Below are 13,649 nucleotides of genomic sequence, written 5' to 3'. Positions count from 1 at the left end.
CGCCAGATTTATTAAATCTAACGGGTTTCTTAAAAAAAATGGTCTACAAGTTTTATTCGTATTTTAAATATTTTAAAATGTCTATTTTGGTCACCTGATAGGCTTTTGCCAAAACAATCATTAAAGTCAAAATCAATAAAGAAACTAGTGCAACAGTAAACGGTAGAACCGAAACATTGATTCTAAAAGCAAAATTCTCCAGCCATTTTTGTAATAAAATATAAGCTGGAACAATTCCGATTAAGAATCCCATCAGGCAAAAAATCACATATTGTTTTGATAATTCTTTTAGCAATATATCCGTTTCTGCACCTAATGTTTTCCTGATGGCAATTTCTTTCAATCTTCTTTCCATCGAAAATGATGCCAAAGCAAATAATCCAAAAATGGCAATAATGATAACTACAAGATTCAAAATAAAGAAAACATCTTTTTGTTTTACCTGTTCTTCATATGTTTTGGCGAAACCTTTATTTACAAATTCATAATCAAAAGGGTAATCAGGATTTACGTTTTTCTCCCAGTAGGCTTTTAAACCGGCCAATGTTTCGCTTAAATTATTTGGAGAAACTTTTACATAAACATTCTGAAAATTGTTCCATTTCAAAGTTTTTGTATTAATGAAAACCATTGGCGGTACTTTGCTTTGAAATCCCGTAATGTGAAAATCCTTTACAATTCCGACAACCTTAAATTTTAAATTTCCTTTTTCATTTCCCCAGCCAGAACTTATTATAGTATTAATGGGATTTTTTAAGTTTAATGTTTTAGCCAGAGTTTCGTTAATCAGCCAGTTGTCGATTGTGTCTGAAGCAAATTTTGGTGACAAATCTCGCCCTTCGACAATCTTAATTTTCATCATTTCCAAAAAGCCAAAATCCATTTCAACATTTCGCGGCTGTACAAAAATACCATTATGTGTAAGACCAGAGCTGGAATTGGTGCTGTTTCCAAAAGTACCTGCAAAGGTAGAGACCTCCTGAACTCCTGATATCTTTAGGACTTCTTGTTTTGTTGTTTGATATTTTTGTCCTTTCGTTTTGTAATCCGGATAGTTAAAAGGAATTCGGATAACCTGATCTCCGCTGAACCCCAAGTCTTTATTCATCATATAATCAACCTGAGAATTGACAATCAAAGCTCCAATGATAAAGAATGCTGCAATTCCGAATTGAAAGATAAGCATCGAATTCCGAATCCAAATACCGCTTTTGCTTCTTGAAAAATTGCCTTTTAGTACTTTTAAAGTTTCAAAATTTGAAATATAAATAGCTGGGAATATACCCGCAAGAATGATTACTAATCCAAATATAAAAATAAGCTGCAGGTAAAATTCGCCGCCATTCATAGTCAAATATTTCTTTAAAAAGTTATTATAGTAAGGCAATGAAAGTTCTACGATGGCTAAGGCAAATACAATAGCCAGAACTACAATAATAGCCGTTTCAAAAATAAACTGACTGATAATCTGGTTTTTTGAAGCGCCTACAATTTTACGGACACCCACTTCTTTAGCACGTTTTATGGCAGAAGCCGTTGCCAGATTAATATAGTTTACCAGTGATAAAACCAGGATTAAAACGGATAATCCTGCCATGATATATAGAAGCTGTAAGTTTCCTCTACCTTCAGGAGTCGATTGTCCGGAAGCTTTTGTACCATGAAGGCGAATTGTTTTCAGCTGATCGAGAATAATTTTAATTTCACCATTTTCTTTGATGTATTGCTCTGGAGTCTGGCCGCTTTCTTTAGCATCTTTTAAAGTTCTGTTTACATAATTTACGTTATGCATTTTCTTTAAAACTACCGCAATATCACTGTTCTTTTTGGTTTTAATCATCAAGCCATAATTAAAGTTTCCCCATTGGTTTTGATCGCCTTCACGAACTACCCCTCCAAAAACATAATTAGGTTCAACAGTAGATGGTTTTATCAAACGGTAAACCGCTTTTACCGTATAAGATTGATTTTCATAGTTAATAGCTTTTCCAATCGGATCTTGATCGTTGAAAAGTAATTTTGCCTGCTCTTCTGAAATGGCAACGCTGTTTTTCTCTTTCAAAATGTCTTTTTTCGAACCTTTTATGATTGGAAAGGGAAATAAATCAAAAAAGTTATTATCAGATACCGTGATCTTTTTGTCTATTAATTTTTTATTTTGATATTTAATTACAGATTCGTTGTACCAAACATTCATAAAGCAAATTTGCTCAATTTCAGGAATTGTTTCTTTACAGGTATTCCCAAAAGGGATAGAACTTGTTCCCCAAGTGTCGCCAGTTGCGCCTATTACATTAAGAACCTGATATACATTTTCTTTTTCAGGATTCCATTGATCGTAAGCGTGTTCGTTGTTCCAATATAAAATAGCGAAAATAACGCCGGCAATTCCGATGCTTAATCCTAAAACATTTAAAAACGAAAACAGTTTGCTTTGCTTTAAATGATAAATAAATATTTTAAACCAGTTAAAAATCATGGTGTATTTTTTATAGTTGTTAGTTATTTTTTGAGGTCCAAAAGGTTTTCTGACCTCTTAGATCATTGCTAATATTTGACAAACCAATCCAATTAGGATTGTGATCGCGGTTACAATAAATTTTATCATTTTGAAATTATTTAGCGTCCATAAAAACATCCACATTTCTCTGATTGAATCGCTCAGAGAATATTACACCATCTTTCATATGAATCGTTTTTTGCGAAAACGAAGCGTCATAATCAGAGTGGGTTACCATCAAAATTGTCGCGCCTTTTGCGTGCAAATCGGTTAAAAGTTCCATTACTTCATTACCGTTTTTACTGTCCAGATTTCCGGTTGGCTCATCGGCTAAAATGATTTTAGGATCATTTACCAAAGCTCTTGCAACGGCAACTCTTTGCTGTTGTCCTCCCGAAAGCTGTTGCGGATAGTGCTTTAAACGATGAGAAATATTCAGTTTCTCAGCAATAGCTTCAATTTTTTGTTTTCTGTCTGATGCTTTTACGTTGTTGTAAAGCAAAGGCAATTCGATATTGTCGTAAACAGAAAGTTCGTCGATCAGGTTGAAATTTTGAAAAATAAATCCGATGTTTTCCTTACGAACTGCGGCTCTTCCTTTTTCTTTTAAGCCAATCATTTCCTGATCTAATAATTTATAACTCCCATCGGTAGCGCTGTCCAAAAGCCCTATGATATTTAGTAAAGTCGATTTTCCGCAACCTGAAGGCCCCATGATAGTTAAAAAATCACCTTTTTTAATTTCTAAAGAAATACCGCTTAAGGCTGATGTTTCTACTTCTTCTGTTCTAAAAACTTTGGTTAAATTTTGAATTGTTATCATAATGGTAAAGGTGTTAAATGTTATTATTCGTTTTTTGATTGATGATTTTGATTGATGATTGAAACTCTTTATTAATTGTGATTTGTAAAATGTAAAATGTAAACTGTGACTGAAAACTGTTACTGTTGCTGGGAACTAATCGATAATTCCTCTACATCTTTATAATCCGTATAAGAAGAAGTAATTACAGATTCGCCTTCTTTTAAGCCTTCCAGAATTTCATAGTACGAAGGATTTTCTCTGCCTAATTTTATGTTTCTTCTTTCGGCTTTATTTCCTTTTACTACAAAAATCCATTTCCCGGCTGTTTCCTGATTGAAGCTTCCTTTTGGAACTACTAATGTTTTGTTTTTCTCTGATAAAATCAGTTTTACGCCAAAACTAAGTCCGTCTTGTAAGACGATTTCTTCTTTAGAAGTGAAAGCCAGTTCCACTGTAAAATGACCGCTTTTTACTTCCGGAATTACCTTGGTTACCAAAACTTCCAGTGTTTTTCCTTTAAATTCTACCTGACCTTTTAAGCCTTCGCGAACTTTTTCCAAATAGAATTCATCAACATCAGCAGCAAGCTTGTAACCTTTTTTCGAATCGATTTTCCCGATACTTTCTCCCGCCTGGAATGATTTTCCCAAAACAGGTTCAAAGGAAGTTAATCGTCCAGTTTCCGGTGCAGTTATTAAAAAGTTCTTTTTATTGTTTCTCAAAATATCCAAACTTTTCTCCATCGTCTGAATCGAACGATTGATTTGTGAAATCTGAATTTGATTGGTTTGTTTTTCCTTCTGAATACTTTGCTGAATCGTTCTTTTTCGCTCTTCCTGAAAACGTAGACTTTCTTTGAATGTATTCCAGTCGTTTTTTGAGATTACTTCTTTTTCATACAATCTCGCATTCATATCGTATAATCTTTTGGCGTCGTTATAATCGTGTTCGATCAAAACCAAATCTTTATTTAAATTCAATTCCTGATTTCTAATGTTCAGTTTTCCGGTATTCAAATTGTTGATTTGCTCAATAATTGCCGTTTCCTGAGTCAGATAATTCAGTTCTGTGTTTGGGTTGTATAAACGTGCCAGTGATTGTCCTTGCGTAACCATCGCGCCGTTTTCAACAAAAATCTCTTTTACAGATCCTCCTTCTGTAACATTGACAAGCATTACGTTCAAAGGTTCAACTTTGGCCTGAAAAACCACAAAATCTTCAAAAAACGCTTTTTCAATTTTTTGAACTGATAGTTCTTCGGCTTTTACATTTAAACTTCTTTTGGTGTTAAACGAAAAAAAGATGATTACAGCCAAAACTAAAAAAACTCCAATTGCTATTGTGAGATATCTAAATTTTCTATTTTTACGAGGAATTACCTTGTCCATTTTTATAAATAATTTGTTGATTACCAATAGGTAAATATTGTGCCACAAAATTTATTATTTATAAAGCCTTGATTTTAAAGAAGCTTTAAAAACCATTCAAAAAAAGGAGTGTTCGATAATGAACAGTTGACCGTTCGAAATCGGACAAAAACAGACAGATGCGAAAAAAATTAGCCCAAATATTAATTGTTGACGATCAGGAAGAAATTCTTTTTTCGGCAAAAATGATTCTCAAAAAACATTTTGAAACCATTTTTACCACAAACAATCCCAAAAAGATCATTTCTCTATTAAGCGAAAATGAAATAAATGTGGTTCTGTTAGATATGAATTACCGCATTGGTTTTGAAGATGGTCGTGAAGGAATTCATTGGCTAAAAGAAATTAAAACACTTTCGCCTCAAACGATTGTGATTTTAATGACGGCATTTGGTAAAATTGAAACCGCAGTTGAAGGTATAAAAATCGGTGCTTTTGATTATGTTTTGAAACCGTGGCATAACGAAAAATTGCTGGAAACCATTGATAAGGCTGTCGCCGAAAGCAGAAAAAACATTAAAAAACCGGTAGTCGAAAAAACCGAAAAAAGATATTTCGTCGGAACTTCCCAAAAAATAAAGCAAGCCTATTCTATAGCGGAGAGAGTTGCTAAAACCGATGCAAACGTTTTGATTTTAGGCGAAAACGGAACCGGAAAATATGTTTTTGCCGAGTTTATTCATCAACATTCTGAACGAAAAAATCAGCCTTTTGTTCATGTTGATTTGGGTTCTTTAAGTGATAATTTATTCGAAAGTGAACTTTTTGGTTACGCAAAAGGCGCTTTTACCGATGCCAAAATTGATACTCCGGGAAGATTCGAAATGGCCTCTGGCGGAACTATTTTTCTCGATGAAATCGGAAATATTCCGTTGCATTTGCAGGCTAAATTATTGCATGTTTTACAAACCAAAACCGTTACGCGTTTGGGCGAAAGCAAACCAAGGCCTCTAAATGTCCGAATTATATCGGCAACCAACAGCGATATTAAAGCTGAGGTAAAAAGCAAAAGCTTCCGTGAAGATTTATTGTACCGAATCAATACAATGGAAATTCAGTTGCCCTCTTTACGTGAGCGAAAAGACGATATTGTTCCGATGGCCAATTTTATCCTCGATCAGATTGCCGAAAAATACAATCAGGAAAACTGGAAATTTGAAGAAAATGCCGGCCCGTATTTAGAAAAATATCCATGGAAGGGAAATGTCCGAGAAATGGAAAACAAGATCGAACGCGCTTTGATTTTAGCCGATAATAATACGATAACGGTTCACGACTTAGATATTCTGGATTTTGAAGATATTCAGCAAAATGATGAAAACCCATTGTCTGAAATGGAGAAAACCGCGATCGAAAAAGCCTTATTCAAACACCACGGCAACATCAGTAAAACAGCCGAAGAATTAGGATTATCAAGAGCAGCCTTATACAGACGAATTGAAAAATACGATTTGAAGAATGGGTAAAGAGCCAAGAATCAAGATAATTTTATCTGCTAAATTTGCGTGAGAATTATGTTAAGTAAAGAATCATTTTTAATCCTTATATCCCGATAACTATCGGGAGTGGCAATAAAAAAAATACAATATGAAAAATACTAAAAAAATTAAACACATAGAAACATAGATTTTCTGCCGTAATAAAGTCGTTTCACTTACATTAAAACACATAGCTTTGTGATCTTCTCTCAAGTTTAGTCTCAAAGCAAAAATTAAAACTTAGTGAACTTTGTGAAACCTTTGTGGACTTTGTGGTTAAATTTTTAGCAGTATTTTACCCGTATCAAAAAATAAAATATGAAAAATTGGAAATTTTATAACGCCTTGTTTGTGAGAATCATGTTTGTCATGACGCTCTTTTTCTTTTGCGTTTTTCTGATCTATAAAATGTTTTATTACAATGCCATTTTGGTTGGACTTTTTGCTGTTGTAATGTTATTCGAAATGTATTTTTTCGTCAAAAACCAATTGTTGTTTTATGATAGAACTTTGCTTTCGATGCTTCAAAAAGACTTCTCGACCAATTTCCCGGAAGAGAATAAAAAAGACAATTTCGAGAGTTTATATCTTTTATATGATACTTTAAAAATTCAGCAACAAGAACAAACTTCAAAAGAATTAGTCTATCAATCAATCTTAAACAGTATTGACACCGGAACTTTAATTTTGGAAAAAGAAAATGACGAGTGGAATATCTTTTTGATGAACGATTGTTTCTCCAATTTATTCAAAGTGCCAAAAGTCAGTCACTGGAGTTACCTGAAAAACTATTTGCCATCGCTTTGCAATGAAATCGAAAAGTTTGATTTTGCCGAACTAAAATCGGCTATTTCAATTAAAATTGAAGATCAGGATTTGCAGACTTTTATGCTCCAAACTTCACTTACCAAAACCTATAACAAAGAATATTTTATCATTTTATTGGATAGTATTCAGCGTGTCATTGAGAAAAAGGAAAAAGAAGCCTGGATCAATCTGATGAAAATTATCTCGCACGAATTAATGAATTCCTTAACTCCAATTCGTGCACTTTCGCAGAATTTACTCCAAATTGTCGATCAGGAAAAACTGGAAGAAGATGATTTTGAAGATATTAAAAGCAGTATTTCAACAATCATAAACAGGAGCGATCATCTTCAGGTTTTTGTGGAAAATTATAGAAAACTGGCCATGCTTCCGACGCCAACAAAAGTGATGACGCCAATCAACGCGCTTTTCGATGATTGCCTCCGAATCATGAATCCGATTTTAAAAGCAGAAAACATCGAATTGATTAATGATATAAACAGTTCGCGTTCTATTTTAATTGATAAAAATCAGATGGAGCAGGTGATTATCAATTTGATTACCAATAGTATTTATGCCTTGAAAGAGAAAAGCGAAAAGAAAATGTTTCTCTCCAGTTATACCGAAAACAACCGTTTCTTCATCACGATATCTGATAACGGAAAAGGAATTGATTCTGAAATTCGCGACAAGGTTTTTCTACCCTTTTTCACCACCAGAAAAGACGGCGCCGGAATTGGCTTAACACTTTCCAAAAACATCATCGAAGCGCACGGTGGTTACCTAAGTTATCAAACCGATGAAGATAAAACGAGTTTTGTTATTTGCTTAATATAAGTTTTTTTGCTTAACTGTCTTATTTAATCTCGCAAAGTCGCGAAGGCGCCAAGTTTTATTTTAAGTTTTCTTTGCGACTCTGCGACTTTGCGAGAGATTTATGCGCAATGCAAATATGAACTTATATTACTTATATAGTGGAAACATCAGGCGTCCAAAAGTGTTTTTCGAGATCTATAATTTGATTGTCCACGACTTCAATACCCTCGCTTTCTAAAAGTTGCTGCATTAAATTCGTCCCGTCAAAATGGTGTTTTCCGGTTAAGAGTCCTTTACGATTGACAACGCGATGCGCAGGAACATCATCCCTATTGTGACAGGCGTTCATCGCCCAGCCGACCATTCGGGCAGAGCGAGCAGTTCCTAAAGCTTTTGCAATAGCGCCATAAGAAGTCACTTTCCCGTATGGAATTTGTCTGGCGATCGCATAAACTCTTTCAAAAAAATTATCTTCAGCCATATTTTAGTTTTTTTGCCACGAATTACACTAATTTTCACAAATTATTATATTGGCTTAAATCTCTAGAAACTTTTTTTGGTACTGATTTATATGAATGTAAAAGTATATTAATTCGTGAAAATTAGTGGCAAACTAATCTTTACCCAAAATAGTAATTCAAAATATTAAAAAGCGTCACTACCGCAACTAAACCCGTAATGCTCCCGATAATAGTATTCATGTTGCGCATCAGGTAGTCGGTTTTCTTTTCTATTTTTCCGAAGAAGCCGATGTAACTGTATAAGGCAGCAAACGAACCCAAAACAGAACCCATTACAAAAGTAAAAATGATATTACTTTCAAATACAAAAAGATGGTAAGAAGCTAAAGTAACGCTCACCAAAACGTAATACGGAATCGGGAAGAAGTTAAGGCCTGAAAGCAACATTCCTAAAAAGAAACGGCTTTTTTTACTGCTCTTTTTGATTTTTGATTTCTTTTTGGCTTTCGGTTCTTTAGCGATAAACAGAAAATAAATCGTTAGAATCGAAAAAATAACAAACCCAACTTCACGCAATAAAGTCACAACATCGGGACGATTGTCAATAACGTGAGCAAACAGAAGAGCTACATAAACCTGAAAAAAAATAACCAGAAGCGCACCGGCCACAAACCACAAAGCATTTTTTCTTCCTTCTTTCAGGTTTACTTTTGCTGCTGTCATATTGATTAAACCTGGAGGAATAATTCCAATGAAAGCGGCAATGAAACCTGAAAGTAATGGAGTAATTAAGACCATTCAGTAGTTTGAGGGGTTAATGAAATCTGTTTTTAAAATTAAATTAGTCTTTAATTTTAAAACGAATATACGTAATTGCCTTGTTAATTTCTAAATATTGTTTTTCATAAAAGGTCTGAAAAGCAGTAACTTCTTCTGGACTTCCTTCATTTTTGTACACATTATGATTTGCGTATAAAACTTCATGTCCTTCACCGTGAAGCAATCCAAGCGTATAACCGTGCATGAATTCGCTATCGGTTTTAAGATTTACGACACCGTCTTTTTTAAGGATTTTTTTGTACAATTTCAAAAACTCAGAGTTTGTCATTCTGTGTTTTGTTCTTTTGTATTTGATTTGCGGATCCGGAAAAGTAATCCAGATTTCGTCCACTTCATTTTCATTAAAAATATGATCAATCAATTCGATTTGAGTTCGAATAAAAGCAACATTATGCAGTCCGTTTTCAACAGCGGTCTTAGCGCCTCTCCAGAAACGGGCTCCTTTAATATCAATTCCGATAAAATTTTTGTCCGGATATCTTTCTGCTAATCCAACAGAATATTCTCCTTTTCCACACCCTAATTCTAAAACTAATGGATTGTCATTTTTAAAGAAATCAGAGTTCCATTTTCCTTTTAAAGGCATTAAATCGCCTACAACTTCTTCTCTGGTTGGTTGAAAAACGTTTTGAAATGTTTCGTTTTCTCTGAATCTTTTTAGTTTATTTTTACTTCCCACTTTTACAAAAATTTTCAGCAAAATTAAGGAATATAAACGAATGAAAATAGTTTGAATCAGGTTTTAAAATTTTTAGCCACGAATTCACGAATTTTTAATTATCTGTTGTCAATACAAGCAGAAGAAATTCGTGAATTTGTGGCTAATTTTAATGCAAAGAATATTTTTTCTTAACCGTAATGCGGTTCTGTAATTGCTTTTGTTTTTGGATCTAAAGTTTCATCGTGTTGTGATAAATCCAATCCTATGTGTTCTGATTCTTCTGAAACTCTTAGCGGAATAATAAAGTTCGTTACTTTGAATAGGAAATAAGCTCCGAAGAAAGTGAAAATTGAAACCAGTACCAACGCCATCATATGATGTCCGAAAACATTCCAGCCACCGTGAAGTAAACTCGCATTTTCACCGTGAGCAAAAATAGCAGTTAAAATCATTCCCATAATTCCACCAACTCCGTGACAGGCGAAAACGTCAAGTGTATCGTCAAATCTTTTTGAGAAACTGCAGTTTACAACAGAGTTTGAAACCAAAGCCGTTACAAATCCGAAGAACATACTTTCCGGAACCGATACAAATCCTGCTGCCGGCGTAATCGCTACCAGACCAACAACGGCTCCAATACAGGCACCTAAAGCCGAAACTTTTCTGCCGTTCATACGATCAAAGAAAACCCAGGTTAACATGGCTGCTGCCGATGAAGTTGTAGTCGTTGCAAAAGCCATAGCTGCAGTTCCATTAGCTGCAAGAGCAGACCCAGCATTGAATCCGAACCAGCCAAACCAAAGCATTCCGGTTCCTAATAACACAAACGGAATATTGGTTGGTATATGCTGACTGTTTTTTCTTTTTCCTAAAACCAGAACTCCGGCCAAAGCGGCGAATCCTGAACTCATATGCACTACAGTTCCTCCGGCGAAATCTTTAACACCAAAATAACTTCCTAAAACTCCTGTTGGATACCAAACGGCGTGACACAATGGAGCGTATATGAAAATCGTAAATAAACTGATAAAAATTAAATAAGAAATAAAACGAACGCGCTCTGCAAATGAACCTGTAATAATGGCCGGTGCGATGATCGCAAATTTCATTTGGAACAAGGCAAAAAGCATAAAAGGAATCGTGCTCGCTAGTTTTTTATGTGGTAAAATATTAACGTAATCCATAAAAGCAAAAGTGGTGGGATTTCCGAAGAAACTGTAAAAGTGCTCTCCAGATCCAAAACCTACCGGATCTCCAAAAGCTAAACTAAAACCAACCGTAACCCATAAAAGTGTCACAACGCCCAAACAGATAAAACTTTGTAACATGGTCGAAATCACATTTTTCTTGCCTACCATTCCCCCATAGAAAAACGATAATCCCGGTGTCATGATCAAAACCAGACAACAAGAAGTTAACATCCAGGCAACGTCGGCAGGAACGATTGCATCTGTAGTGCCAAATTCTGATAGTACGTAATTATTTTCGGTAACTGTTGGCCAAAATGCACCCGTAATACAAACTAAACTTATAATAATAAAGGAAATGATCCAGCGTCTTTCTATTTTCATTTTTCAAATACTTTATTGAACCCTATTTTTTTTGGGGTCAAAGTTAAAAAAAAATAAAGATTTTGATTTTGAGGGCTGTTAAAATAGAGGCAGGTGTTTGATTTTAGTTAATTTTGTAAAATTCAGATCCTTTTTTTGATAGAATTGTATTTCTGAATCAAAAAAAAGAGTGCAAATTGTCAAATATGTTATAATTAAATTGCTATTGTGATTTGTAACGTGCTATAAAAGTTAGGTTTATAATAAGAAAGTTCTAAAATGTTTATTTTTTTTGAAGTTTCGCAATCAGGGCATCTTCGATTGGTGCTTTTATTTTGATCGCAGCATCAACTTCGTCATTAGGAACCGTCATCGATAAAACGTATTGCTGAATTTTCCATTCTTTTCCCACTTTTACCAAAACACCAGAACCGCGGCAAATTTTCATTTGTGTATTTAGCAATTCATCAAACCAGGCCACATTTCCGGTTTTGTCAAAAAAGATATGACGTTCCAGAGTCGTAAAATTCCAAGTTCTGCCATTTTTGAAAAAAGGTTGTGCCCAAGTCTGAAAGTCTGGTTTAACCCAGTTTTCAGTAGCATCCGTCCCAATGAAAATCGCATCTTCTGTCATTGCATTAAAATAGTCTTCAAATTTCACATCGGCAGCGGCTTTGTGCCAGGCATCGAGTGTTTTGTTGATTTTTTCTTTTTCCGCATTTTGAGCATTAGCAAAAACGGTCACAAATAATAAAAGTAGGATTGATTTTTTCATAAGACAGGTTATTTGAGTTAAAGGTAAGAAAAATATTTTTTCACCATATAAGTGATGTAAGTTCATTTAATTGGGGTGTTTACTTTGTGCTTAATTTTTTAAATAGAAGCTCATATAAGTATTGGAGATAGGAGTCGTAAGGCTTATTTGTCATCCTGAGGAAGGAAGGAACACACAAGGAATTCTACAAAGATTGGCGATTCTCGTTGCGGAGCTACTATTGTGTTCCTTCGTTCCTCAGGATGACAAACCGAACCTAAAAATCAAAACTTTGCGACTGCTCCCGATAGCTATCGGGACTGGGAGATTAATCTACAAAGTAAAGCAAAACTTAAATTCTCTTACATAACTTATATGCTGTAAACATTCATTTACTATCTTTGATTGTTTTAAAATACCAGATCATGAATCCGAAAATATTTATCAGTTCGATTGTTATTAGTTCATTGTTTTTTGTGTCTTGCAAAAAGGAATTAGAACCTCAGGAAAGTACACCAACTTCTGAATTAGTTAAATTGGGATTGGTAAAAGATACGGCAAAAGTCAAGTCGGTAGTGGAGGCCCCACAGCCACAGACTAATCCGAATACGGTATTGGGTGAAACAAAAGGATTAAATCCGGCACACGGACAGCCAGGACATCGTTGTGATATTGCAGTGGGTGCACCGTTGAATTCTGCTCCAACGCAAGGACAAACGGCAACTGCTCAACCAACACAAACGGTACAGGTAAATCCGAATCAGAAAAATGTGGTAACTACAACTACAACTGCTGCAGCTCCGGTAAAAGTGGCGAAAGGAATGAATCCGTCGCACGGTCAGCCAGGGCACAGATGTGATATTCCGGTTGGATCGCCTTTAAATTCTCCGGTTGCAAAACCAGTTGCGGCAACTTCAGCTTCAACTTCAGCCCAAAGCGGAAGTACTTCACAAACTTTTACAGTTACACCACCAGCGAATAATACAAATGCAGTTCCGGCTTTATTGAGTACTGAAGCGCCTAAAGTTGCCGATGGAATGAATCCAGCTCACGGACAACCAGGACACCGTTGCGACATCGCAGTAGGTCAGCCTTTACCGAAATCATAAAGGAAAGGAGCAAAGCTACAAAGGCTCAAAGGCACAAAGAAATCAAAATCTTTGTCTCTTTGTCTCTCTGAGCCTTTGAACCTATTTAAAAATAAAAAAAAGACGTTTCAAATCGAAACGTCTTTTTTTTATGAAATCTTCTATTTAAAAACTTTTTTGCTTTTCGAAAGTAGTCGTCAGTGTTTTTTTGGCTTTAGCCAAAGCGCCACTAAAAGCTTTTTCAAGTGTATCTGAGTGTTCTGTAACGGTTATGGGTTGTAGTTTTGCTGTACGGACTTCGATTACACATTTCTTATCGTTTAAACTGAATTTCTCGCCATTTTCGTCTCCAAAATGTACTTCAACGCGAGTTATTTTTTCTTCAAAACGGGTAAGCCCTTTTTCTAATTCTCCAGAAAAATAAGCTTCTAATCTTTCGTGTCCTTCGATGTTTTTGTCGGT

General features: G+C 35.0%; 12 protein-coding genes. 3 read left to right on the top strand and 9 right to left on the bottom strand.

Going from position 1 to position 13,649, the window contains the following annotated elements:
- Positions 1–52 precede the first annotated feature (52 nt).
- The 3 genes from Q7C23_RS00410 to Q7C23_RS00400 form a co-directional block, all read right to left on the bottom strand.
- Positions 53–2,479, bottom strand: a complete 2,427-nt coding sequence (locus tag Q7C23_RS00410; RefSeq protein WP_375030676.1) for an ABC transporter permease — start codon at positions 2,477–2,479, stop codon at positions 53–55.
- A 136-nt stretch (positions 2,480–2,615) separates the two neighbouring features.
- Entirely contained in the window at positions 2,616–3,323 is a 708-nt protein-coding gene (locus Q7C23_RS00405; protein WP_072970269.1) for an ABC transporter ATP-binding protein, read from the bottom strand.
- A gap of 119 nt (positions 3,324–3,442) precedes the next feature.
- Positions 3,443–4,693 (bottom strand): efflux RND transporter periplasmic adaptor subunit, encoded by a 1,251-nt coding sequence (locus Q7C23_RS00400; protein ID WP_375030675.1) that lies wholly within the window; start codon positions 4,691–4,693, stop codon positions 3,443–3,445.
- Positions 4,694–4,851: 158 nt separating this feature from the next.
- Here Q7C23_RS00400 and Q7C23_RS00395 point away from each other — a divergent pair, with 158 nt between their 5' ends.
- Both Q7C23_RS00395 and Q7C23_RS00390 read left to right on the top strand, forming a co-directional pair.
- The gene (locus Q7C23_RS00395; RefSeq protein ID WP_375030674.1) at positions 4,852–6,198 is read left to right on the top strand and encodes a sigma-54-dependent transcriptional regulator; all 1,347 of its coding nucleotides are present in this window, start codon (positions 4,852–4,854) and stop codon (positions 6,196–6,198) included.
- A gap of 330 nt (positions 6,199–6,528) precedes the next feature.
- A complete protein-coding gene (locus Q7C23_RS00390; RefSeq protein ID WP_375030673.1) occupies positions 6,529–7,854 on the top strand; it encodes a PAS domain-containing sensor histidine kinase in 1,326 nt (441 codons plus the stop codon).
- A 130-nt stretch (positions 7,855–7,984) separates the two neighbouring features.
- Here the strand turns inward: Q7C23_RS00390 and Q7C23_RS00385 are convergent, their stop codons facing one another.
- The 5 genes from Q7C23_RS00385 to Q7C23_RS00365 form a co-directional block, all read right to left on the bottom strand.
- Positions 7,985–8,314, bottom strand: a complete 330-nt coding sequence (locus Q7C23_RS00385) for an MGMT family protein (RefSeq protein ID WP_375030672.1) — start codon at positions 8,312–8,314, stop codon at positions 7,985–7,987.
- Between the two features lie 139 nt (positions 8,315–8,453).
- Positions 8,454–9,092 (bottom strand): LysE family transporter, encoded by a 639-nt coding sequence (locus tag Q7C23_RS00380; protein WP_375030671.1) that lies wholly within the window; start codon positions 9,090–9,092, stop codon positions 8,454–8,456.
- A 43-nt stretch (positions 9,093–9,135) separates the two neighbouring features.
- On the bottom strand, positions 9,136–9,813 hold the full coding sequence (gene trmB, locus Q7C23_RS00375; protein WP_375031154.1) for a tRNA (guanosine(46)-N7)-methyltransferase TrmB: 678 nt from the start codon (positions 9,811–9,813) through the stop codon (positions 9,136–9,138).
- 170 nt (positions 9,814–9,983) lie between these two features.
- Positions 9,984–11,366: an ammonium transporter gene (locus Q7C23_RS00370; RefSeq protein WP_375030670.1), complete on the bottom strand. Its 1,383-nt coding sequence runs from the start codon at positions 11,364–11,366 to the stop codon at positions 9,984–9,986.
- Between the two features lie 262 nt (positions 11,367–11,628).
- Complete coding sequence (locus Q7C23_RS00365) at positions 11,629–12,120, bottom strand: nuclear transport factor 2 family protein (protein WP_375030669.1); 492 nt, start codon at positions 12,118–12,120, stop codon at positions 11,629–11,631.
- Positions 12,121–12,524: 404 nt separating this feature from the next.
- Between Q7C23_RS00365 and Q7C23_RS00360 the strand changes: the two genes are divergently transcribed.
- A complete protein-coding gene (locus tag Q7C23_RS00360; protein ID WP_375030668.1) occupies positions 12,525–13,208 on the top strand; it encodes a hypothetical protein in 684 nt (227 codons plus the stop codon).
- A gap of 144 nt (positions 13,209–13,352) precedes the next feature.
- Here Q7C23_RS00360 and Q7C23_RS00355 read toward each other — a convergent pair whose 3' ends face one another.
- Positions 13,353–13,637: an HPF/RaiA family ribosome-associated protein gene (locus Q7C23_RS00355; protein WP_375031153.1), complete on the bottom strand. Its 285-nt coding sequence runs from the start codon at positions 13,635–13,637 to the stop codon at positions 13,353–13,355.
- Positions 13,638–13,649: the final 12 nt, after the last annotated feature.

This window comes from Flavobacterium sp. LAR06, from assembly GCF_041946075.1.
In the GTDB taxonomy this organism is placed as follows: domain Bacteria; phylum Bacteroidota; class Bacteroidia; order Flavobacteriales; family Flavobacteriaceae; genus Flavobacterium.
This window is presented reverse-complemented; position numbering and strand designations above follow the sequence as displayed.

Excerpts from the sequence above, each read along its gene's own strand:
- Q7C23_RS00395 (WP_375030674.1), top strand. The coding sequence starts at position 4,852 with ATGCGAAAAAAATTAGCCCAAATATTAATTGTTGACGATCAGGAAGAA.
- Q7C23_RS00390 (WP_375030673.1), top strand. The coding sequence starts at position 6,529 with ATGAAAAATTGGAAATTTTATAACGCCTTGTTTGTGAGAATCATGTTT.
- Q7C23_RS00370 (WP_375030670.1), bottom strand. The coding sequence starts at position 11,366 with ATGAAAATAGAAAGACGCTGGATCATTTCCTTTATTATTATAAGTTTA.
- Q7C23_RS00360 (WP_375030668.1), top strand. The coding sequence starts at position 12,525 with ATGAATCCGAAAATATTTATCAGTTCGATTGTTATTAGTTCATTGTTT.
- Q7C23_RS00385 (WP_375030672.1), bottom strand. The coding sequence starts at position 8,314 with ATGGCTGAAGATAATTTTTTTGAAAGAGTTTATGCGATCGCCAGACAA.
- Q7C23_RS00405 (WP_072970269.1), bottom strand. The coding sequence starts at position 3,323 with ATGATAACAATTCAAAATTTAACCAAAGTTTTTAGAACAGAAGAAGTA.
- Q7C23_RS00410 (WP_375030676.1), bottom strand. The coding sequence starts at position 2,479 with ATGATTTTTAACTGGTTTAAAATATTTATTTATCATTTAAAGCAAAGC.
- Q7C23_RS00365 (WP_375030669.1), bottom strand. The coding sequence starts at position 12,120 with ATGAAAAAATCAATCCTACTTTTATTATTTGTGACCGTTTTTGCTAAT.
- Q7C23_RS00400 (WP_375030675.1), bottom strand. The coding sequence starts at position 4,693 with ATGGACAAGGTAATTCCTCGTAAAAATAGAAAATTTAGATATCTCACA.
- Q7C23_RS00380 (WP_375030671.1), bottom strand. The coding sequence starts at position 9,092 with ATGGTCTTAATTACTCCATTACTTTCAGGTTTCATTGCCGCTTTCATT.